The following is a 23,756-nucleotide window of genomic DNA, read 5'->3' as shown; positions in this document are numbered from 1 at the left end:
CGTTTACACTAAAAGCAAACCTAGAAACCCATATTTTCATAAGTCGTGTACGCATTACGACAAGAGCAAACTAACTTTAACAACCAAAGAAACCAGCCCCCCCTACTTGACCCCACGGTCATTAGAGCAGCCGGTCAGATTTATTACACATACTGCGAGGTACACCCAGAGATTATGGGGCAACCTTCAGGAGTGGCGATTAATCGTGTTAACCACCGAGGCAAGGTGATTTTTACGAATCATCCCGTGCTTTTACCTGAAGAGTGCTTCGTACCGTTAAATCAGATTGAGTCGTATATGTATTAGTCCAGAGTCAGAGGTCAATAGTCTTTGCAGCTCAATTTAATTACAGCCATCAGTCAAATTCTTGGTTAACTTTGTCTAACAAGGTTAATTTATAGGGAATATGTCATTTGACCATTGACTATTGACCATTGACTATCACGTTTTGACTATTGACTATTGACAAAATGGACATTCTATTGCTGCTTCCAGGAAGTATTTTTGTACTGATTCTGGGAGCATCTATTGGTAGCTTCATCAATGTAGTTGCCTATCGGCTACCAGCTGGCTTATCACTGCTATTTCCGCCTTCCCGTTGTCCCCATTGCCTAAATGAACTCAAACCTTACGATAACGTTCCTGTGTTGGGATGGTTGTGGTTGAAGGGGCGCTGTCGTTTTTGCAAAAGTTCCATATCTCCCCGTTATCCTGTGGTAGAAGGGATAACAGGGATATTATTTTTACTCATCTTTGTCATATTTCAAATATCACCTATCACCATTGGCTATTGGGTATTTTGTAGCTGGTTACTGGCTCTATCGCTCATCGACTTGGATACTATGACCCTACCAAATACACTGACAAAATCGGGATTAGTCCTAGGGCTAATTTTCCAAATGGTATTGGGTTTTGTTCAAGGTGGTTGGGTGGGTTTTGCCCAGCATTTGATGTTAGGAATGTTAGGGGTGGTTTTAGGATTGTGGCTTTTTGACGCGATCGCCATCCTCGGTGCGATCGCCTTCGGAAAAACTGCCATGGGTGGAGGAGATGCAAAACTTGCTGCCATGATGGGAGCATGGTTAGGTTGGCAATATTTGTTAGTTGCAGCCTTTCTTGCCTGTGTAGTCGGAGTCCTTTTTGGTGTCATAGCCATGGCATTATCAGGACGCAAATGGGGGCAAAGAATGCCTTTTGGTCCTTTTTTAGCTATAGGTTCGGTAATTACTATCTTTGTAGGTGAGGCAATATTGTCTAGCTATCTGCAACTTTTCCCAGGAAGATAGTTAAATCACTCAAAAGTTAACCTTGAACATTTCACTGTTAACCGTGATTATCCATAAAATCAAGAAACTACAAACTGAAAATGAACTACCTATTACCTGGCACTACCTAATAACTGTACGTTTCATAACCTCATTTGGGTTTAAGCTTCTGTTAAGATTATCTTGTGACTTGGATTACTCTCCTCACAACGAGCTACCGTTGGCAAGCGGAACTCATGGAACAAATATTAATTGCTCACGATATACCAACTAGAATTATTGATTTAGGAGTAGCCTCTTATCTGGGAACTGCCTCCACTACAGCTTTGCAAGTACCGAACCACAATGAATGGACGGCACGACTTCTTTTAAGTGCGGTGGAAGAAGAACCAGGGACTTGAATTGGTTGACATCTTTTCGTTAAGCTGTCAACCACAGATGTTATTGAGAAAGTATTTTTTGCTGAAAAGATAATTTGGGAGCTGTAGTCAATGTTCAAGGGTCAAAAGTTAAGAGTCAACACCCTAATAGTTCGTGATTTTGTATTTGACATCTTAACTGACCAGTGAAATTTGGGGAAGTCTGCCAGAGTTAATGACTCTGCTGGTTGACCGCTTTGCCTTCTTTGTCGGGAAAATCACAATTGCTGAGTCTTCACAACGCAGTTGCTTCCGTTGACTTAATACTTTCATCTCTACAGCGCAAAATTGTTTTCGACATACTACTACTTGCATAAGAAACAAATGGCGAACAACGAAGAATCACGCGGTTTAAAGTCTTTATTGGATTGGTTTGCCAATCGACGGAAAGCAGAATCAGGATCTACAAGTCCAGAGCGTCAGGAAAGGGAAATTGCTGATGGTCTGTGGCATAAATGTCCGAAGTGTGGTGTTTTAACCTATACCAAGGACTTACAGGCGAACCAAATGGTATGCACCGAGTGTGGACATCATAATCGAGTTGATAGTGATGAACGCATCCGCCAGTTGATAGATTCTAATACTTGGCGTGCCATGGACGAACATTTACGCCCTACGGATCCTTTAGGTTTTCGGGATCGTAAACCCTATAGCGATCGCCTCAAGGAAAGCCAAGAAAAACTGGGTTTAATTGATGCTGTCAAAACAGGTTTAGGACAAATAGAGGGCTTACCTATTGCTTTAGGTGTCATGGATTTCCGCTTTATGGGTGGAAGTATGGGTTCAGTTGTAGGGGAAAAATTGACTCGGTTAATTGAACAAGCTACCCAAAGACGCTATCCTGTTGTGATTATTTGTACCTCTGGAGGCGCAAGAATGCAAGAGGGGATGTTGTCTCTAATGCAGATGGCAAAAATTTCTGCGGCTCTACAACGTCATAAAGAAGAGAAATTATTATATATTCCTGTTTTAACTAATCCAACTACAGGGGGTGTAACTGCAAGCTTTGCCATGTTAGGCGACATTATTCTCGCAGAACCTAAAGCTACCATTGGATTTGCAGGTCGTCGAGTCATTGAGCAAACTTTAAGAGAAAAATTGCCAGAAGATTTTCAAACTGCGGAAGATTTATTAAAGCATGGTTTTGTGGATGAAATTGTCTCCCGTACTCAACTCAAGAAAGTCTTGGCTCAATTAATTGGTTTACACCAACCTCAACCAACAACTCCAACCCAGCATCATATGATGTGGGAGAAGACCATGAGTTTAAGTTCTACGGGTGTGGAATAAGGACACAATCACAAGAAAACACTTAATTCTTTTCTCGTTGCTCAGAGGATTCCCAGTTCAAACTGGGAATTTTCATTAATATCAGGATAATTGTTGAATTGTCCCCCTCTCAAGAAGCGGGTAAATTGTGGCACATCCTTCAATCAGGGAAAAAAGAGTTTTTTATGCGAGATTTCAAGATTTCATCAGGAACTTGCTTGAAAAACCTGCAATCACAGTCTCTTATTGAGACTAATTTGAGAACGGAAATAAAATTAACAATCTAAGTCTAGGCGAAGGGGACAAAAATCAGCTAATCTAGCTCAGTTGGAATGTATTGATAGCGGGTTTTTTAGTCGGGGGTTAGGTAGTGAATCTAGGTCAATGGATTGGCTTATTCGCCATACTGTTATCATTGTATATTTTGTGGCAAATTAAGGAAGTATTATTACTGCTCTTTGCCGCAGTCGTCTTAGCTTCTACCTTAAATCGACTGGCTCGACGTTTCCAACGTTCTGGAATGTCGCGGGGTTTTTCGGTGCTACTATCGGTGGGAATTTTTATTGCTCTGATAGTTGGCTTTTTCTGGCTGATAGTACCATCCTTTGCAGTCCAGTTCCAAGAATTGACGCGGCAATTTCCCCAGGGTTTAGAGCGATTCAATACTTGGTTGGATGAACTGAAAACTCGGATTCCAGCCCAATTAATTCCCTATATTCCTGACATTGATAGCTTAAGTAAGGAAGCACAACCTTTCTTTAATCGGGTTTTAGGGAGTTCCTTCGCTTTCGTTTCCGGTTCCTTAGAGGTGGTATTAAAGATTCTGCTGGTGATGGTATTAACTGGGATGTTTCTGGCTAATCCCCAAGCCTATAGAAAGGTTTTTATCCGTTTATTTCCATCTTTTTACCGCCGACGGGTGGATGGAATTTTAGATAGATGTGAGCAATCTTTAGGTGGATGGGTGATTGGGGCAATTATTGCCATGGCTGTAGTTGGGAGTATGAGCGTATTAGGGCTATGGATTTTACAGGTTCCTTCTGCCTTAGCTTTGGGGGTTTTGGCAGGATTTTTGAATTTGATTCCGAACCTTGGTCCTACTATGAGCGTGATTCCAGCCATGGCGATCGCTCTTTTAGATGCTCCTTGGAAACCTCTGGCAGTTTTAATCCTATATTTTATTATCCAACAGGCAGAGAGTAATTTTATTACTCCGATTGTGATGGCGCATCAGGTTTCCCTCTTACCTGCGGTGACTTTGACTGCTCAGTTGTTTTTTGCTTATTTCTTTGGTTTTCTCGGCTTATTTTTAGCCCTACCTTTGACGGTGGTGGCAAAAATTTGGGTACAGGAAGTTTTAATTAAAGATGTTTTAGATCAGTGGGGTACAAACACGGAAACGGAATTGGTGATGTTGTCAGATGTAGATGAACCGGATGATCTGCCAGAAACATCTACAAATGATGTACAACACCCACTAGATCACTAACCTTTATCTGAATGATTAGAGATTTTCCGCCGCCGGAGATAATCCTATTGCTAGGTTCTAGGCGGTTTTCTCTTGTTGATATAATTCCCATAGTTTTAGGCAGCTGCATCCCACACCAAGAATGGCTGCAATCTACAGTTTATCGATGATACCTATAGCCTGTGGAGAGTTGGGAGTTAGGAGTTGGGAGAACAGAAAAATCTATTACCCATTACCTAGCACCCATTACCCATTAACATCATTTAATTGCCCTAGTTGTGACGGAACGTTGTAGGTTAGCTAGGGCACGATTGTAATCGAGAATTGCCCGAATCCGACTACCTTCGGCTCTTGTCAAGTCGTTTTCCGCAGCAATCACATCAGTTTGTGTACCGACACCCGCTTGGAAACGTAAGCGTGCTAAACGTAAAGCTTCCCTTGCTTGTTCCAAAGCTGTGGTGGAAGTTTGTACATTTTCTAAGTTGGATTGCAGGTTATAGTATGATTGCTCAACTTGGAAACGAACTTGGTTGCGGGTATCAGCAAATTGCACCTCCGCGATCGCCATGTTAGTCTTTTCCTGCGATGCTCTTGCCCTAGCTGCACCACCATCAAATAGGTTCCAGTTTGCCCGCAGAGCTAGGGTGTAGCCATCGGTGACACCAATATCATCATTATATTGATCAAGTAAATTGTAATTGGCGATAAAGCTCACCTGGGGACCAAGTTCAGCTAATGCTTGTTTGCGTCGGTGTTTACTAATATTGCGCTGGGCTAACTGTTGTTGCAGTTCCGGACGATTTTGATAGGCTAAAACAATGCTATCTTCTAAAGTCCGATTCCACAAACCTGATAATTTCACAGGATCCGCAGCAGTCAGATTCACACTTTGGGGTAAACTCAAACGACTAGCTAAACGCCGTCTATTTACCTGCTGTTGAGATAAGGAACTAGTTAATTCCTGTTGGGAGTTCGCTAAATTCACTTGCGATCGCAACACATCAAATTTCGTCCCTACCCCAGCACGTTCTAGAGCTTGAGCATCCTTTAAACTCGCCTCAGCGTTTTTTACCGCCGACTGGGCAATGCGAACGTTCTCATCTGCCTGTTGGAGATCGTAATACTCCGTTGTCACATTCAGGCGAATTTCTTCTGATAAACGTTCCACATCCAACTCTTGCGATCGCACCTGCTCTTCCGCGGCTTTAATTCGTGCGGTTCTGGCTCCGGAAGTATACAAGTTATAGGTTAACTGTGCTTGAGCATTAAAACTATCGTTAATTCCATCTTCAGGTTTACTGCGAGATTCTGGAGGGATACCCGCATCCTCCTGCTGTTTCTGTGTCCGCTCATTACTGAGCTGAGTTGAAGCTGACTGTTGCCGAGAAATTTCCGTACTCACATCCACAGAAGGCAATAAAGCAGCCTGGGCTTCACGCAAAGCCGCTTGAGTACGCTTGAGAGTTAGAATCGATACTTGTAATTCTCGGTTATTACCCTTAGCTAATTCCAACGCCTGCTCTAGGGTCAAGGGCTGAACGCCTTGTATCTTCACCTCTTCTCCCTTCGTGGGGTACTGAAGAGGATTGGCATTGGGATTGAGATGATTTGGTACAGGAACCTTCTGTTTCCTAGTATTCACCATCACTGGTTGGGAGCTTTCCTGGGTAAGTTTTACCTCCGGTGAATCCTCCTGACTTGGGCAATTCCCCTGGCAATTGTTAACATTCAGTAATTTTGCCCCATTGTCACCCCGTACCGCAGTTGGCAAAGCTCCCGGCAACTGGGTTTTAGCTTTGATCACAGGGGTGACACCTGGAGCAGGTGTTGCTTGATAATTGATTTCTCGCCCCTGTAACAATCTTGAGCCTAAATTGCTGGAGGAATCGACGTTTTTCGTCTCCACCACCGGCTCATTGTCATCCCCAACAGATGGTGCTGGCTGGGATATTCCAGGTGGCGATTGTCTCTGGGTTGACTTCAATTTCGTGATCAAATCACGATCAGCCAAGTTTGTCACACTGGGAGAGACAGTCTGCTGTACCCCATTCACATTTACAGTATCAGCCCAAGCAGGCTGACTGGTTAATACCGCTACTGTCACACCAGGTAAGAAGCTATGGAATATATACTGTCCTTTCACCGCATCCCCTCACACTAATATCAAGCGGCAGAAACCGTTTTTCACCACAGAATATATCACGATGCTAACTTGAGGAATCAGAACTCGGCTTATCTTGGAAACTTTTGACAATCCGTGATAGCTCTGTCTTCTCATCCACAACAACACGACTGGGCGATCCACTAACGATTCCTTCGTAATTACGGAAAGAGTCCTTAATATCTGGTCCATCCGCAGTGATGTTATACTCACGAATTCCTTTATCATGCCAAGAACCACGCATTTTAAAGACGTTGATTGCCCGCGACATTTCCCCACGAATTTCCACATACTGCAACATCAAAATCGTATCGGTAATTGTGGAAATATGGGAGTCCGTAATCGAGTGCGATCCCATAAACTGATCAGTTGTGTTGGTGAAAAAGCCCGTGATTTCCTCTTGTTTTGCATAACCAGTTACACCAATTACAAACTGACGGAAAGCATTATTACTCACTCCCCTCGCTAATGCGGAAAGCGAGTCAATGGCAATCCGTGCGGGTTTAAATTCAGCGATTTCTGACTTAATAATCTGCAAGTGGTCTTCTAAGCCAGTCGATTCTGGGTAGGTACAAATGATTTTCAGTAAACCCTGCCGCTCTAGTTCCTCAAAATCAATGCCCCATGAGTAAGCATTCCGCGATAGCTGTGCCCTCGACTCTTCATAGGCAAATAATATCGCACGTTCTCCATTGACGCAGCCATTTTGGATAAATTTACTCACCAGAAGCGTTTTTCCTGTCCCCGTTGCTCCTGTTGCCAGGATAATCGAGTCTTTGAAGAAACCACCACCACACATATCATCTAGGGTTTTCACCCCGGAGGAAACGCGCACATTAGAAGAGCGTTGAGTTAAGCGCATTGCTCCCAATGGGAAAATGTTGATCCCTTCATTGGTAATTGTGAACGGATACTCGCCTTTCATATGTGTCGTACCACGCAATTTCAGAATTTCTAAGGTACGTCGTCGTCTTTCTCCCTCAAGGACGTTACGCACAATGACTACATTATCCGAGACAAACTCTTCTACTCCAAAGGAGGCTACTTGACCATACTCTTCGCTGCGTTCAGTGGTGATAATGGTGGTGACGTTTAATTGCTTCAAACGGGCAACAAGGCGAAATATTTCCCGTCGCACCACGCCAACTGCTTCATATTGTTGAAAGACGGCGGTGATGGAGTCAATAGAAACTCGTTTAGCCTTGTATTTGCGAATGGCATATTGTAAACGTTCAATGAGTGCTGAGAGGTCAAAGTTACCAATAATATCTTGACCTTCTGGATCGGGAGATGCATCGAGGATAAATAATTTTCCTTCTTCGATTAAGCGTTGTAAATTCCAACCAAAGATATGGGCATTTTTAATGATGTCACTGGGGGATTCTTCAAAGGTGACAAATACTCCAGCCTCATCAAAATAGGTAATACCGTTATAGAGGAACTGAAGGGAAAATAGGGTTTTGCCTGTTCCAGAAGTGCCACTGAGTAGGGTTGTTCTGCCTATAGGTAATCCGCCATGACTGACATCGTCAAAGCCCTCTATCATTGTCCGAATTTTTTCTACACCTCCAAGCAAAGGCGTATTATTTTGCTCTGGTTGGTCGTTTCCGCTCATCGTTTGATACTGAACAAATGGGAATTCAACCCAGTTATTATATTAGTAAAAATTGGTTGCAAAGGCGAGATTGTCAATCATCATAGCTATAAATTGTCATTCTTCAGTATGGAGAAGCAGACAAGCTATATATTCATGAAAGTTATTTTTTGTCAAGTGCCAAGATAGCTATTGTCAGTAGACTTTAGTTCAAGGACAAAGAGGATAAAGATTAAGACTTGAGGTCTAGAAAATCTTGATTTTGTTTACTGTACCAAACCTGGTTGGAGCTACTATCTGGAAAACAGAAGTAGATTTCATCAGGTTGAAACTGGATAAACAGAGACTGGGTGACAGAATATACTGAGGCTTGTTTGTGGAAGTTTTTTCCAACATACTAAATGGTGGGATGTGTCAATTTTGAGAAGTTGAGTGTCAAGATTCACCAAAATAATCTTCCTCATTAAGTTCTTCATATAGCAAGTCTAAACCAATGAGGACTCTTTCTCGGTCGGAGAGGTCGCCAATAATTTTCCGCACCGGTGGGGGTAATATTTTGGAAAGGGTGGGTGTTGCTAAAATCTTATCTTCTTCAGCTAGTTGGGGATTTTTGAGAACGTCAATCACTTTGAGGGCGTAAATGCCTTTAAATTCTTGATCTAAGATATTTTTAAGTGTTTTTAGCGCCCGTACTGAGTTAGGTGTGTTCCCGGCAACATAAAGCTTGAGAACATAAGTTTTTCTGACTTTGTTCATATTGGGGTACAGGCTATATATTGAAAGATAAAATTACCTAAATGATTTTCTGTCAGATATTCTTGTTGGGGTTTGGTGCTTATTTTGATAATGAGGAACGATATAGTTCACATAAGTGGGCAAGAATATCAATCAATGTGAGACGATAGTCCAGTAAAGCTTCATCACCTCGCCCTTCCAATTTTAACTGTTTAGCAAACTCATCGATTAATTCCATGTGAATTTCGATAATTTGAGGCACAGGAATATTAGCACAAAATACTGCGTTGATAAACTTGTCAATTTTATCTTGCAGTGTTTTATCAGTAGTAAAGTAGTGGATCAGTATTTCTCTGTATTCTGCTTTGATTTGTTGTATGAATGCCTGGTGGTCGGCTCTGGTCATCTGTGGATAAAAATGCTGGTTTTTTGCTTTTTGGCATTGAACAATGGAAAGGATATTTGCGCTAGATTTGTAGTTTGGTCGAGATGATAACTGCAATTATGTTACAGCCTGATATTCTTTTTAATAAGAAACATTACACATGGATAAATATACTGAAATATTTCTCTGCCAACAAATTGACAAATTACCTCTACAAGACCTATAACTACGATTCCCAGAAAAAGGATTGAGGCTAAAGGAGGAAAAGTCTATTCCCTTGAGAGATGAGATCATGATAATGCTTACATCTGGGAGAACTTATTTCAGGGAAAAACTTCTAGGGGTAAGAAAAAGGAAAAATTTCTTTTCATAATAGTTTTGCTTGTGTGTTTGGGTAATTTAGAGAATTGCAGCTAGTTGGAGATTAACTTTGCTTAATTGTGGTTAATACTTGAGTGAGTGAAATGAACGAATAGGTGGAACTTCAGGAACTAGATGATTGGGATTGTTTTGAGTAGAGATTTCGGTATGTTACTCCTTGCTAAGATACATAAACTAAGATGAACGATTGTGGCATTGTCAATCATTATAATTCCTAAAGGTTCTTTGATGAATGTTTAGGGTAATAATTGTTGTAGCTGTAGCGATCGCCAAAATGTTTTACCACCAGTAAACAGTTGGTGCTAGAGATGTTCTCAAGAACTCATGGACTGGGTTATAGCTTGGTACAGTTAATGACTCTGGGAAAAGGTTCTGTGGTACTCGGCACTGTTTAAGTGGGTCAGGTACGACAGCTACCATGAGAATGATCGATTCCTGTCTGCGATGAAGATGCAACTGGGAGTGAGACATGATCGCAGGATTTGTGATGGTGATGATGTTGAAAATATCTCCGGTTCCCGGAGTCACCCCCGAAGCCCTATGTCGATAATTAAGTATCAATTACGTGATTTTCTTGAGACTGCGTCTATTTGTCAGGAGACAACGACGCTGAGTACTGTCTGGGAGATTTTAACGAAGCCAGAGTGCGATCGCCTGGTAGTTTTAGATCAACAGCAATCGCCTATCGGAATTATTTATACTGTCCACCTGTTATCGCAATTTTTGCCCATTCATGGTAAATCTGGCACTAGTGAGCATCACATATTGCAAAAACCTATTATCCATTGGCAACAGGATTTAATCTCGCCGTTACAGACATTACCTGCCAATTGGACACTGAAGGAGTTTAGTTTATTTGTTGCGGGGCAGCATTACCGCAAACTGCAAAATTTCGACTGGGGATTAGTCGATAGTGATGGCAAGTTTGTAGGTTTAATTGATGCGGGGCAATTATTAAATATGTTAAGGCTGCGAACACAGCCAGTGGAAGAGAAAAAAGCTTCTGTTGTTGAACACAAAAAATCCGGAAATCATCAGAATTATCCGGGGAATCACCGTAAAAAAGTTAATAACCCCGTGGGTGTAAATTCTCTACCGTTGGGGGTAACTGCGGGAAAATCGGCGAAATCGCCAACCAACGGCAAAACTCAAAACTCTTGGATATACCAGCCATTGGTAAAATTATTGGAAAGATTGCCTTGGCCCCTGATGCTAGAAACTTCCAGTGGTGAGGTTGTGAGTCAAAATCCTGCTTGGTGGCAACAGTTAGGGGTGTTAAAAGATCCAGAGGGGGTAAGGCAAGAGGTAGAAGCGATTTTGCGTGGGGCAAAACAGTTGTTACCTGCATCGATGAGGGGAGGGAATTTGGATATGGAGGCAGAAGCTGCCTATTGTTCTCTGAATCATCGTGAACCAGAAATTGCGATCGCCCTACCACCCCTAGAAGATTCCTCTGAGTCCTTTGTTGTAGGTTCAGAGACGAGTAATCGTTGCTTTTTAGACAGGGAACCTGGTACTTGTACCTGTGTAGTGCAAGTGCAAAGTGGTCAGGAAAGAATCTGGCAATTTGCGAAAATTCCCTTAGATAGTGCAGATTCCTTGTTACCAAATCCCGAAGCCAGTTTCAGTAATCATCTCTGGTTGATGTTGGCAACAGATGTTACAGAACAGCGACAATTATCCAAGGAATTAGCGGCGAAGAATGCCGATTTAGTTCAATTAAACCGCTTAAAAGATGAATTTTTAGCCTGTATAAGCCACGAGTTAAAAACACCCTTAACCGCAGTCTTGGGATTATCCCGGTTATTAATTGATCAACAGTTAGGACAACTGAACGAGCGTCAAGCCAAGTATGCAGGGCTAATTCATCAAAGTGGTCGTCATTTAATGACTGTGGTCAATGATATTCTAGATTTGACTCGGATGGAAACGGGGCAAATGGAGTTAGCCTTAGCCCCAGTCAATATTCGGAAGGTGTGCGATCGCGCAGTTGCCGAAGCCAAAACTAGTCAGCAGCAACACCAAAAAACCCCAACTCCCAACCCAGACAAATCAGAACACTCCTTCTCCCTCTCCATTGAACCAGGATTAGAAACCATCATTGCCGATGAGTTGCGACTACGACAGATGTTAGTACATCTTTTGTCCAATGCCTTTAAATTTACTACCACTGGCGGAGAAATCGGACTACGCATTAATCGCTGGGAAGGTTGGGTAACTTTTACCGTTTGGGATACAGGTATTGGAATACCAGAGCATCAACAACACCTAATTTTCCAGAAATTTCAACAACTAGAAAACCCCCTAACTCGACAGTTTGAAGGTACGGGGTTAGGGCTAGTATTAACTAGGGCATTAGCCAGATTACATGGTGGAGATGTGAGTTTTATCTCACGGGAAGGGAAAGGTAGTCAGTTTACTTTATTACTCCCACCCACTCCCCCCCATAACAGTCTGAATGAGCAGGAAATGGGGACATGGAAACACAATGATCATTTATCTATGGTGACACCACCAGCAAATCATCCTTCCCCCCATTCCTCTTCCCAACGCTTGGTTTTAGTAGTAGAAGCAGTTGCTCGTTATATAGAAGATGTCACAGAACAACTCACAGGTTTAGGATACCGAGTGGTGATTGCTCGCTCCGGGTGTGAAGCAGTGGAAAAAGCTCGACGCTTACAACCTAAAGCAATATTTCTCAATCCCTTATTACCCTTACTTTCCGGTTGGGATGTACTAACTTTACTCAAATCGGATGAGGCAACTCGCCATATTCCGATAATTGTCACTGCCACAGCAGCAGAAAAACCCCAAGCTTTTGCTTACCATGCCGATGGTTTCTTGAGTTTACCTATATCCCATCAAGGTTTAGTTCCTTTGTTGGACAGTTTATGCATTCCCAGCGAGGCAAAAACAGAAGCAGTAAACCAACCAGAAGTTGTTAGTAATACTCCCTTACGAATTTTGAGACTAGTTAACCCAGAATGGGAAATAGGTGGTTCTGACTGGATATTACATGAGCATCGATTAATTGAAGTAGATAGTTTAGATCAAGCAGAACTTTTAGCCAGAGTTTGGCACTTTGATGTGGTGTTAATAGATGCGGAAATCTCTATTTCCCAAGCATATCTGCACGAAATTAACCAGTATCCCCGTTTAGCCGCCTTACCCATAGTCACCTGTGATGTTGCGACTACACAATTAGCTTCACAAATCCCTGGACTATCAATATTTCCATGTTTAAATCGAGAAGAAGATAGTAATAAAAACTCTCACAATACACTTTTATCTGTATTACAAATTGCTGCCGGACGTTCCTGCCCAGCGAGCATACTTGTGATAGATTTAATTAGTTTACCTGATTTACCAGGTTCTTCTCTCAAGCCTTTTAATTCACTGCATTCTGCGACATCATCTCTAACTGAAAAGGACACTAACTTAAACCAAGTTAATCTGATTAATAGCTATAAAACCCTAAATCTTTATCGTGGTTCGGAGTGGTTTCAAGCCTTAATTCAATATTTGCAAACTGCTGGATTAAAAGCATCTATTGGTCGTTCTTGGGCAGAGTTATTACAACAATTGCGCCATCATAGTATTGATTTACTGCTCATTTGTTTGGGAGAAGTTGCAGATAATTTAGATGTAAATACTGCTTTACAAAACTTAGGTAAATTACCCTTCCATTTGCCTCCCGTCTTAATTTTAGACCAACGGGTTCATCAAGATTCTCAAATCTTAGAAGTCAAATCCTTAGAAAAAGAAATCGGAGCAATCCGCGAAGCGTCAAACCTCCAGTTTATCACCACCCATATTCTACCCCGTTCCACATCCATGGAAGATTTGTTACTTCATATTAATCAAGCTTTATCAACTCATAGGGAGATTTCCTAACCTATGATTAGAGATGCTCATCAGCCTGATTATTGGCAGAAGTCATACTAAAATCGGTCTGATGAAAAGTTCATAAAACTAAATATAAAGAATTGCATCAAATGCTTCATGATTATTTCTCTGAAGCTCACAGCGAAGCCAATTATCTCAATAGATATGAGAATCAAAAGCACATTGCGCTGTCTGACTTTAAGCATCAATTAATGTATTTTTTTACTAATTACAATCAGCGAAAGTATTGATTTATCGACAAAATATAGTAAAAATACAGGGATTTTATTGTCAATATCATTACTCATACCAATATATTACTGATAAATACCAGATACAAGAAATAGTATAGTTTTACAAAAATTTGTTTGACTATTCCGCCAAATTATTTTAGGGTATAATTACTGAGTTTAGAAACACAGATTTATCAAACACACTGGTATTTTCCTAGCTTTGGAGTTAGGGAAAATATATCTATTAAGCTATTTTAATAATTGATTGTGTTGTTTTAGTTAAGATGTTGAAAAAGCGAATATTCAGCCTTTATTAAGATTTTACAATCGGGTGCTTGGATTTTTTCACAATTTATAAAAACACAAAATAATGGTTTTTACACAATTAAACAAGATTGTTAGCACAAGTATTACCTGTGTGAAAAATTGCCATAGCTATTAGCTGTTTCCCCTGACTCTACCTTTAGTTACACTAGTTACTTTCAATACTTTCAATCCGGCGATCGCCCAGGTATCTGCCGATGGTACTCTCTCCACCAATGTATCAACTCAAGATAAGCTTAACTTCATTATTGAAAACGGGAATCGAAGCGGGAATAACTTATTTCATAGCTTTAAGGAATTCTCTGTACCCCATAAAGGTTCAGCTATATTCCAAAACTCCGCAGATATTCAAAATATTTTCAGTCGCGTTACTGGAGGATTTCAGTCAAACATTGATGGTTTAATTAAAGCTCAGGGAAATGCCAATTTATTTTTAATTAATCCCTCAGGAATATTATTTGGCAATAATGTCAGTATCAACGTTGGGGGTTCTTTCTTTGCTACCACAGCCAATAGTATTTTATTTGCTGATGGGGTGGAATTTGCCGCCAAACCACAAACATCTACACCGCTTTTAACTGTTAGTATTCCCATTGGTTTAAAGTTTCGCGGAGAACAATCAGCTACCGTTGTTAATGCTGGTAACTTAAATGTTAATCCAGGGAAAAATCTCTCCCTAATTGGTAGTACAACAATTAATGCTGGGAAAATTTTCGCACCTGGTGGAGAAATTACCCTCGCATCGATGCCAGGGGAAGGAATTGTTAAAATCCGTAATGGTTCTATCACGAATTTTGAACTCAAACCCCAGGGTAAAATAGGAAGTAACGTAATCTTACCATCGGTGAATCTTCCTGGTTGGACAGTTACGAATGGGGTGTTAAAATTTGCTGGAATTCCCATAGCTAAACAAGCCGGAACAACTATTAATACAGGTAAAATTGATGTTACCTCTGCCCAAATTGGAGGAAAAGTAAAAATCCTAGGTAGTCAGGTGGGATTATATCCTGGTTCATTGATAGATGCTTCGGGAAATTTAGGAGGAGGCAAGGTTTTTCTCGGTGGCAATTATCAAGGTAAAGGAGAATTATTTAATGCTAATGCCACTTTTATTCATCCCTCTGCGACCATCTTAGCAAATGCTATAAAGCAGGGAAATGGCGGAGAAATTATTGTTTGGAGTAATCAAGCAACCCGTACCTATGGCAATTTTCAGGCAAGGGGAGGAAAGTTATTTGGGAATGGTGGTTTAATCGAAACTTCTAGTAATCAATTTCTGGATGTTGCGAATATCAAAGTTGATGCGAGTGCAAAAAATGGTTTACCTGGAACTTGGTTATTAGACCCGCGAAATGTCATACTCACCTATGCACCGACTACTAATGGTACTTTTGATAGTAATAATATCTTTACTCCCAATGGGAATGATGCGGTGGTGAATATCAGCGATATTGAAACTCAGTTGAGTAATGGGAATAATGTCACCATCACCACAGGAAATAGCGGCAATCAAGAAGGTAATATTACTACTGTTAATAATGGCTTTGGGATTAATCCGACAAATAATACTCCCGTTACTTTGACATTACGAGCGGCGAACAATATTGTGATTAGCTCGGAGAATGGCGGATTTGGGATTAATGCAGGCAATGCACCATTAAATATTATTTTAGAAGCAGATATTGATAAATCTGGTAAGGGCAATATTATTATTGGTGGTAAAAACGGTTGGGGTATTGATACAAAGGGTGGGCAGTTTTTAGCAACGACACCGGGCTTATTCTCAGTTTTTAATGGAGCAATTTATAGTAATAACGACAAGAACTTCGCAGCAGCACCTATTACCATTAATGCTAATACAATTACCCTAGAAAAGGCCGGAATTATCACCAATACAACAGGATTAGGGAAGGGTGCAGATATTAATGTTGTGACAAAAAATATCCAACTTTTAGGTAATGCAGGGATTGATAGTAGTACTAAAGGTGTGGGTAATGGAGGTAATACTACTATCACGACAGACAATCTACTCATTCAAAATAATGGTGGAATTGGTAATTATGATAACACGGGAAACGGGAAACCTGGAACGGTAAAGGTGACAGCAAATAATGAAATTAAACTGATAAATATAGCTGGAATTAGGAGTACTAGTAAGGGGAATGTTGGCAGTGGAGATGTGATAGTAACTGCTCCTAACATTATCGTCAGTAATTTTGCTAGGATTAGCAGTAACCCGGAAAACAATGGTAATGGAGGAAATGTCACAGTTACTGCTGATAATTTATTAATTGAAAATAATAGTTTTATTGGTAATGATAATTTTACTGGCAATGATTTTTTTTCTGAGACTCAAACAAGTTTAAATAATAATATTTTCAACGGTACTCTGGGAACGGTAAATGTGACAGCTAAGAATAGCATTACCTTGAGAAATAACGCTGGTATTAGTAGTAATGTGGGCGCACCTAAGGATTTTGTGGGGGTGATAAATGGGAATGCTGGGGTGGTAAATGTTAAAACCCGTTCCTTACGTATTGAAAATCAAAGTGGATTAACAACTAATATCGGTTTGTCTGTTTATGGGACACAGCCAGTCGGCTTAGAAAATAAGGGAAATGCAGGAGTCATCAATATTGAAGCTGACTCAATTTTTATCACGGGAAGAAGTGGTACGGGTTCACTAACCTTGGGTAGTGGCAACTCTGGAAAAACAATTATTAGGGTAGGTACTTTGACGCTGCGAGATGGTAGTGGAATTATTGTATCAACAGGAATCAATCCTATCAACGGTGAAGCGACAAATAATAGTGGGAAGGGCGGTAGAGTGGAGATTATTGCCAAGGTAATTGACTTAGATGAGGAAAGTCGGATTACTAGTCAAACCGGTGGTAAGGGTGATGCGGGGGAAATATTAATTACAACGGATGCTCTGATTTTAAATAATGGCTCAAATCTCACTACCAGTACATTAGCGAATATTTTGGGAAATGCTGGTAGGGCAGGGAAGATAAAAATTAACGCGAATTCGATTAACCTAGGAAAAAATGCTGCCATTATTAGTGAAGCTTTGAGTAATGGTGTGGGTGGGAATATCGAGTTAGATGTTAAAGGTGATGTGATATTAGGCGATCGCTCTCGAATTTCTGTTTCTTCCAGTGGCAAAACTCAACTCAGCAAAGCAGGAGATATTTTTATCAATGCTGGGGCTTTGAGATTAGATAATAACAGTCGAGTCATTTCCCAGAGTGCATCGGGTGATGGGGGTAATATCCAAATTAAGTTGCAAGATTTACTCACCCTGCGTCGTCAAAGTCAAATTTCAACTACTGCGGGAACTGATCTCACCGGTGGAAATGGGGGTAACATCACCATCAATGCACCAATTATTCTGGCTTTCCCCCAGGAAAATAGCGATATTACTGCCAATGCTTTTGAGGGTGCTGGTGGCAATGTTAACATTACTAGTCAGTCTATTTTGGGGATTAAATTTCGCCCTAACTTAACAGAATTTAGCGATATCACAGCTAGCTCTAAATTTGGCTTGAGTGGTGTAGTGACGATTAATACCCCTGATGTGGATCCCAGTCGCGGATTAACGGAATTACCGGAAGAAGTGATAGATAAAAGTCAAGAAATCACTCAACATGTCTGTACAAAGATTATACGTGGGGAATTTCTCATCACTGGTAGGGGTGGTATTCCGATGAACCCCAATGAAACTTTGAGAACTGATAATGTTTATGTTGATTTAGCAGAACCAGCACCGAGTAAAACCTATTCGCAGAATCCAGCTAAACCAAATGCAGTCACAAGCAAGGAAGTAACTCCCGCCAGGGGTTGGGTATATAACGACAAGGGAGAATTGGTACTGACTGCATACGATCCCACGGATCCATCATCTCAACGTCCAGGCAATGACAAGGTACTTTGTTCCAGTTAATTTTAGGAATAGGCAAGTTCCTTCCCCCCTAGCCTTTACCCTTTTTCCCTCCTAGGGATACACGTACTAGTTGGTATACTCCACGACTACTAATTTTTTGGTAATCACTGGATTTTAAACCCATCTCTGAGAATTTTTTCGGTTGTGCCAAAAGTAGTAAAGATGACGGTAACTTTTGCTTGGCAGCTTGTTCTCGGACGTAATTTCCGGCTTTGCTACTCAGCTTAAAGTAGTTAACGTTACGCTGGGAATAAAAGACTATAGTTGGTTTGCGAAAACCTACCATCATGACTTCTTCCTGGGGTTTTTGTACTTGACTAATCGTTGCCGATAACTGACGTAGGGGTAACTGAGCTTGTTGATCGTATAAAAACAGGGCAGGGGTGAGGACGAAAACCAAGAATAGCAAGAAGCCAATTAAGTTAACATCCATTAATAAGCGCCATTGTCGCTGTAGGATAAATCCTGACAAAATTACGCCACAAACTAACCAAATAATAGTGCCAGTGACGGGTAAACCAGATTTATGTAGGGACTCCGGAAATTGTGGTGCTGCCGGTTCCGTACCTAATAATCTGTGGAGATAAAACAGGGCAACAGCCACAGCAGTAAGAAATATGACATTAATCCAAGCACTAATGCGGAATCCGGTTGTCGCTTTTTGCTGTTCGGGGATACCTTCTTCTTGAATATACTCACCGAAGAGAAAAGCAACTAATATTCCCGCAGCTGGCATTAAGGGTAAGACATAGCTGGGAAGTTTGGTGACAGCAATGGTAAAAAAGCTAAAGACACCAAGGAACCAGAAGACGGTAAACAGACGGAATTGTTTTTGTCGGGGTTGATTTTGCCATTGCCGACGCTGCCAAAATTGACTGTTCGCGATCGCCACTGGTAAGTAAACTGCATAGGGGGCAAACCCTAGTAAAACCACTATGAAATAAAAATACCAGGGTGCGCCGTGACCATTGACAACTTCTGTAAACCTTTCAATATTATGGTAGCCAAAAAAGGAATTAATAAAGCTCCAACCGTTGCGTTGGGTGACTAAAATATACCAGGGTAAGGATAGGGCTGAGATAATTAAAATCCCTAAAATGATGCCCATTTCCCGCAGAACTTGCCAGAATTTACCGACATAAATCAGAAATGCTGCAATGATTAATCCTGGTAAAACGATACCCACGGGACCTTTTGTTAAAATCGCTCCAGCAATCAGAATATAAAATGCCAGATACCAGGGAGACGGGATCAGAGAATTACCTCTGGGTTTCTCGGCATAACCCATGAAAAAACATAACAGGGCAGAAGCAATACAACCTGTCAGGAGCATATCTGAAACCCCTGTACGCGCCCAAACAATCATTTCTGGATTAAGAGCAGCGATCGCCGAAGCTAAAGCCGCAGTTAACCAACGTTTCTGAGGACGAGATGTATTATCAAGAACATCTGTTACCCCCTGTTGCCACTGAACTGTATAGAAGACTAAACTAATGACTGCCAAAGCGGCGATCGCACTGGGTAAACGCACTGCCCATTCATTGACACCGAAAATTTGATAGGCGATCGCCTGACACCAATAAATTAAAGCTGGTTTATCGAAGCGTGTCACGCCGTTAAAATAGGGTGTGATCCAGTCTCCAGTTAAATGCATTTGGCGAGAAGCTTCAGCAAACAAGGGTTCAGTTTCATCAATGAGTCCCGTGCTGCCCAAATGCCAAAAAAAGGCAAACCCACCAATAAAAACTAGCCACAGGCTTGATAGCATCACAGCCAGTACTGGACGCTGATCCAGATTATTCCACCATCGCTCAAAAGTATAATTAGTCATTAGTCAATGGTCATAAGTCAATCGATATGGGGATTGGAGATTCCTAATTGTAGGTGGGAAAATCACAAAACTAGTTATTCAGTTATTAGTACCAGAAAAGTTACTGTTCTCTATAAACTGTCGCCTGGTGACTGAATTTCAGCTTGGCGATTTTCCAGTTCCCTATCCTCTATTAATTCAATAGTCGTTGGTGATGGGAATTTTGTTCGGAAATTGATTGTTTTTAAAATTACCACTAAATCGACAATTGAGTATAGGCGACAAAGCAACCTTTCCCCCTACTCCCCTAGGTATGTCTCGACTATTGACCTAAACTATTGACCTAAAATTAATTGCCATTCTTTTTGACTAGCATCCCAAGCGGGTAAGGAAGTTTCCCCGACTACGTAGGGTCCCCAGTAGCGACGGGAACCATCTTGGGCAAAGGCTACAAGAATATCTCCCTTTGTCAGCTTGAGCTTGCCCTGGGGCAAAGAAAGCAGTAGACCCTTTTCGCTACCTTCTTGGGGAGCAAAGTCCCAGTGGGCGGGTAAATTATTTTCGGGATTTGATGTAATATTTTTAGTGCCAGCTTTCCGTGAAAGTAAGGCTATACGCACAGGCTGATTAGTTTGGTTACTCATCCGTAAAGTCCCTATCTGGGAACCTTTAGCCCGATTATTCTTGCTGTAGGTAAAGACGTTTGCCTGATTTGTGGATGTTAAGGCTGTGGAGGCGATCGCCGTTGTAGACACCACCGTATTTGTGCCCGTATTAGTCACCTGTAATGTGTTATCAGCTACGGATTTTGATATATCTGACTGGGCGGGATCGCCTTCTACGGAAAAACTGATCCCAGCGCAAGCGGTAGAAATGAACACCAAGCCTAAGGAGGCAGCTGCCAAGACAGCTTGATGACGTAATGACGATTTCATAATTAATAATAGTTAGGAATAAGTATGTTTCTAGCAGTGTGATACAGCTAGATTTGTGTATGAGATTTTGGTTTTTTCACAGGCTGACAATTCTTTGTCACTTCAGTGGTGAAGTAACAATGCAGCTAAAATAGTGCATTATATCTTGCAGCCGAGGAAAAAGCGAGGTATGACATAGCGATAAGTCGCAAAAATAAGACAATTAACCTCTTTAATATCTCCACAGGAAAAGTACCCTGTTACACGGAACAAAGTCTTGTCTGGTGAAGCATCCAGATATTCCAAGGAAGCAGGGATTCTTCCCCCACCGTCAGACAATATATTACTTATTTCATGAAGTTCTTTTGGCGGGGAATGTTGATTTCCTTGAGGGAATTATCATCAAACCTTGATTTTTAGTTGAGAAACCCAGTACTTAGGCTCTGATTGACATTGGTGCAAGCTATTAGCCTCTAGCTAGTGGCGAAATTCCGCTCTTGGGTAATACTCCATGGGAGTTGTTAGGCGATCGCCAGTAGTCAGAAATGCTAGAAACACATTTCTGGGGAAACTCTTTTAGCTCTGCTATGTCAGAGTTCTTAGCTGTGTCTCCTAGGAGTGATAAAACCATGTGTAAAGCATCTTGTCGCTCATAAACGGACAGGATGAACGCTCCACAAAAATTATGGCATTATTCTTGTTACATCATTTCGGTAGATGATAGCGACGATGAATAATCAATCGTAACCAAGTAAATCGATTTTGCTATCACGCACCAACTTATCTTTATTTTATATCCTTTGAGATGGAAGACGCATCCCGTCTAGGAAATCAGATAGTCAATAATATAGAAAATTTGTAAAATAATATTGGTATAAAATAGGTTATTTAAATCCCCTAAATTCCTTATCTTTACTTAAATCTATGTAAGCAATAATTCACTGTTTCTAGAAAATATCCCCAGGGTCAGCAGATTGTAATTTATGTACTGCACTAGCTGTGGCAATTAGACACATAGATACGGTAAGAATCAGCACATGAACCCCTCGTTCCATAGTCATAAAAATCGGTAACATTGTGGTGGTAGCGACTGTTTGATAAATGCCCAAGGAAATCAGAAAAGCCGGAAGATAGCCCAGGAGTGCCAGGAATAAAGATTGCTGTACCAGTACTAGAATGAGATAGCGATCGCTATAACCAATAGCCTTAAGCATGGCATATTCTGGTAAATGGTCATTCAAATCTACGTAGATAATTTGGTAAACAATCACCACACCAATCACAAAAGATACCACCACCCCTAGACCAAAGATAAAACCAAAGGGTGTTTTTTTTGCCCAGTAGGATTTTTCACTGCGATTTAATTCTTCTGGTGTCAAAACTTGTACATCATTAGGTAAATTATTCCGTAAATTATCTACCACTTCTTGACGATTAGCACCCGGTTTGAGCTTAATTAAGCCTAGTTGTACCTGATTGGGGTGTCTGTCAGAAAATAACAACATAAAGGTAGAATCACTGATAATGACGTTACCATATGCCGCAAAGGAAGCACCCAAACTAAATAAACCAGCAACTCGGACATTCATCCCGTTTAGCTCTGCTTCCACCAAAGATTTTTGAGCATACAGACTGGCGATCGCCCCATAATCTGGGAAAGAAGCACGATCAAATAAAACAGTATTTAACTTCTGTAACTGTTGCAGATTCTGATTAACTTCTGGTAACTTAAAAGCCTGGGTTCTTGGGTCTATACCAAATACTAAAATACTCTGTTTCTGGTGATTTTCAGGGTTCTTCCACTTGCCCACAGCAATATATAATGGACTCACAGAATCTACACCATTAAAACCTAATACCTGCTGTAATCTTTCTCTGGGAATATTCTTAGCGGAATAGACAGTCCGAAACTGCGAATTGACTAATACTAAGTCAGCATTAAAACTTTTTTGTGGAGCAGTAGAACTCTCAAATAATGATGCTTCAAAACCCATTTGGGCATAAATGAGAATATCAGCAAAGGCAATCCCCAAAATTGCTACAGCAAAACGATTCTTTTCTTTCACCAACTGCCGCCAACCAAGGGCGGTTGCATGAAACCATCTACGTAGCATTGTTTAAGGGGTGGTTGATAATGGTAAGTGATATTCTTAAAGATAGTACTCAGTCATAGAAAGGAAGACAAAAATTTTCTTAATTCTCACTCTTACAATAGAAAAAATATATTGTAAATTAGTATTTCACAAGAAGTTAATTAGATAATGAACAATGAAGTTCACCTGTGGCAAATTAAATTAGAACGAGGGGAAAGTGAGTTAAATAGGTTACTAAATACCCTATCCATTGACGAAATACATCGTGCAGAGAGGTTTCGTTTTCCTCAACATCGCCAACGTTTTATTGTCAGTCGTGGAATGTTGCGGACAATTCTAGGTAGTTATTTAGATGTAGAGGCGCAAGCTGTCCAATTTACCTATGAAGCTAAAGGTAAGCCCATTCTAGATGATATTTTTGCTGAAAGTTGTATTCATTTTAACTTATCCCATTCCCAGGATTTAGCTTTATGCGCTGTGTGTCAGCATCACCTCGTTGGTGTGGACTTAGAATACACTCGCTCAGTCAGTGATGTGGAGTCCTTAGCAGCAAGATTTTTTTCCCCAAGGGAATATGAAGTAGTGCGATCGCTACCCCCGCACCAGCAACAACAGGTATTTTTCCGCTACTGGACTTGTAAAGAAGCTTATTTAAAAGCAATTGGGACGGGTATCACTCAACTAGATAAAATCGAAATAAATTTATCTTTAGATACTCCCGCAAGTCTCAATATTGATGGAGATTGGAGTCTATTTGAGTTTGTTCCTAAGGAAAATTTTCGTGCCGCAGTTGTCGTCGCTACCCAAAATATCAAGATAAAATTTTTAGACATTTAATAGTAGAGACGCTCCAGTGGAACATCTCTACAGATTTATC

The 23,756-nt window shown here is 40.9% G+C and carries 16 protein-coding genes; 8 read left to right on the top strand and 8 right to left on the bottom strand.

All coding sequences use genetic code 11. The features are described from left to right. Positions 1–45 precede the first annotated feature (45 nt). The 5 genes from IJ00_RS27855 (at position 46) to IJ00_RS19070 (ending at position 4,442) form a co-directional block, all read left to right on the top strand. A complete protein-coding gene (locus IJ00_RS27855; protein ID WP_082127358.1) occupies positions 46–306 on the top strand; it encodes a hypothetical protein in 261 nt (86 codons plus the stop codon). Positions 307–470: 164 nt separating this feature from the next. Next, positions 471–1,286: an A24 family peptidase gene (locus IJ00_RS19085; protein ID WP_035155595.1), complete on the top strand. Its 816-nt coding sequence runs from the start codon at positions 471–473 to the stop codon at positions 1,284–1,286. A 164-nt stretch (positions 1,287–1,450) separates the two neighbouring features. Beyond that, positions 1,451–1,666 (top strand): DUF2007 domain-containing protein, encoded by a 216-nt coding sequence (locus tag IJ00_RS19080; protein WP_035155593.1) that lies wholly within the window; start codon positions 1,451–1,453, stop codon positions 1,664–1,666. 342 nt (positions 1,667–2,008) lie between these two features. Then, positions 2,009–2,974, top strand: coding sequence for an acetyl-CoA carboxylase, carboxyltransferase subunit beta (accD, locus tag IJ00_RS19075; protein ID WP_035155590.1), 966 nt, complete (start codon positions 2,009–2,011; stop codon positions 2,972–2,974). A 349-nt stretch (positions 2,975–3,323) separates the two neighbouring features. After that, the gene (locus IJ00_RS19070; RefSeq protein ID WP_035155588.1) at positions 3,324–4,442 is read left to right on the top strand and encodes an AI-2E family transporter; all 1,119 of its coding nucleotides are present in this window, start codon (positions 3,324–3,326) and stop codon (positions 4,440–4,442) included. A gap of 238 nt (positions 4,443–4,680) precedes the next feature. Here the strand turns inward: IJ00_RS19070 and IJ00_RS19065 are convergent, their stop codons facing one another. The 4 genes from IJ00_RS19065 to IJ00_RS19050 form a co-directional block, all read right to left on the bottom strand. Then, complete coding sequence (locus tag IJ00_RS19065) at positions 4,681–6,564, bottom strand: TolC family protein (protein WP_035155586.1); 1,884 nt, start codon at positions 6,562–6,564, stop codon at positions 4,681–4,683. Positions 6,565–6,628: 64 nt separating this feature from the next. Next, complete coding sequence (gene kaiC, locus IJ00_RS19060) at positions 6,629–8,197, bottom strand: circadian clock protein KaiC (RefSeq protein WP_035155584.1); 1,569 nt, start codon at positions 8,195–8,197, stop codon at positions 6,629–6,631. A 414-nt stretch (positions 8,198–8,611) separates the two neighbouring features. Continuing rightward, entirely contained in the window at positions 8,612–8,932 is a 321-nt protein-coding gene (gene kaiB / locus IJ00_RS19055) for a circadian clock protein KaiB (RefSeq protein ID WP_035155581.1), read from the bottom strand. A 79-nt stretch (positions 8,933–9,011) separates the two neighbouring features. Next, complete coding sequence (locus IJ00_RS19050) at positions 9,012–9,413, bottom strand: circadian clock protein KaiA (protein ID WP_256388815.1); 402 nt, start codon at positions 9,411–9,413, stop codon at positions 9,012–9,014. A gap of 804 nt (positions 9,414–10,217) precedes the next feature. On the opposite strand from IJ00_RS19050, the gene IJ00_RS19045 reads away from it, so the two are divergent. Together IJ00_RS19045 and IJ00_RS19040 are read left to right on the top strand one after the other, a co-directional pair. Further along, on the top strand, positions 10,218–13,571 hold the full coding sequence (locus tag IJ00_RS19045; RefSeq protein ID WP_238178366.1) for an ATP-binding protein: 3,354 nt from the start codon (positions 10,218–10,220) through the stop codon (positions 13,569–13,571). A 726-nt stretch (positions 13,572–14,297) separates the two neighbouring features. Continuing rightward, positions 14,298–18,062 carry a filamentous hemagglutinin N-terminal domain-containing protein gene (locus IJ00_RS19040; RefSeq protein ID WP_339366992.1) on the top strand — a complete coding sequence of 1,255 codons (3,765 nt, stop codon included), beginning with the start codon at positions 14,298–14,300 and terminating at the stop codon, positions 18,060–18,062. A gap of 28 nt (positions 18,063–18,090) precedes the next feature. Here the strand turns inward: IJ00_RS19040 and IJ00_RS19035 are convergent, their stop codons facing one another. From IJ00_RS19035 to devC, 4 genes are all read right to left on the bottom strand, one after another. Next, complete coding sequence (locus tag IJ00_RS19035) at positions 18,091–19,893, bottom strand: glycosyltransferase family 39 protein (RefSeq protein WP_035155573.1); 1,803 nt, start codon at positions 19,891–19,893, stop codon at positions 18,091–18,093. A gap of 314 nt (positions 19,894–20,207) precedes the next feature. Further along, a complete protein-coding gene (locus IJ00_RS19030; RefSeq protein WP_035155570.1) occupies positions 20,208–20,807 on the bottom strand; it encodes a hypothetical protein in 600 nt (199 codons plus the stop codon). A gap of 445 nt (positions 20,808–21,252) precedes the next feature. Continuing rightward, positions 21,253–21,417: a hypothetical protein gene (locus IJ00_RS29180; RefSeq protein ID WP_168163508.1), complete on the bottom strand. Its 165-nt coding sequence runs from the start codon at positions 21,415–21,417 to the stop codon at positions 21,253–21,255. Positions 21,418–21,733: 316 nt separating this feature from the next. Continuing rightward, complete coding sequence (gene devC / locus IJ00_RS19025; RefSeq protein ID WP_035155567.1) at positions 21,734–22,900, bottom strand: ABC transporter permease DevC; 1,167 nt, start codon at positions 22,898–22,900, stop codon at positions 21,734–21,736. Between the two features lie 147 nt (positions 22,901–23,047). On the opposite strand from devC, the gene IJ00_RS19020 reads away from it, so the two are divergent. Further along, complete coding sequence (locus IJ00_RS19020) at positions 23,048–23,716, top strand: 4'-phosphopantetheinyl transferase superfamily protein (RefSeq protein WP_046814866.1); 669 nt, start codon at positions 23,048–23,050, stop codon at positions 23,714–23,716. Positions 23,717–23,756 lie beyond the last annotated feature (40 nt).

It is taken from the genome of Calothrix sp. 336/3 (assembly GCF_000734895.2).
Taxonomy (GTDB): Bacteria; Cyanobacteriota; Cyanobacteriia; order Cyanobacteriales; family Nostocaceae; genus 336-3.
The sequence above is the reverse complement of the archived record's forward strand: the minus strand, read 5'-3'. Positions and strand labels throughout refer to the sequence as shown.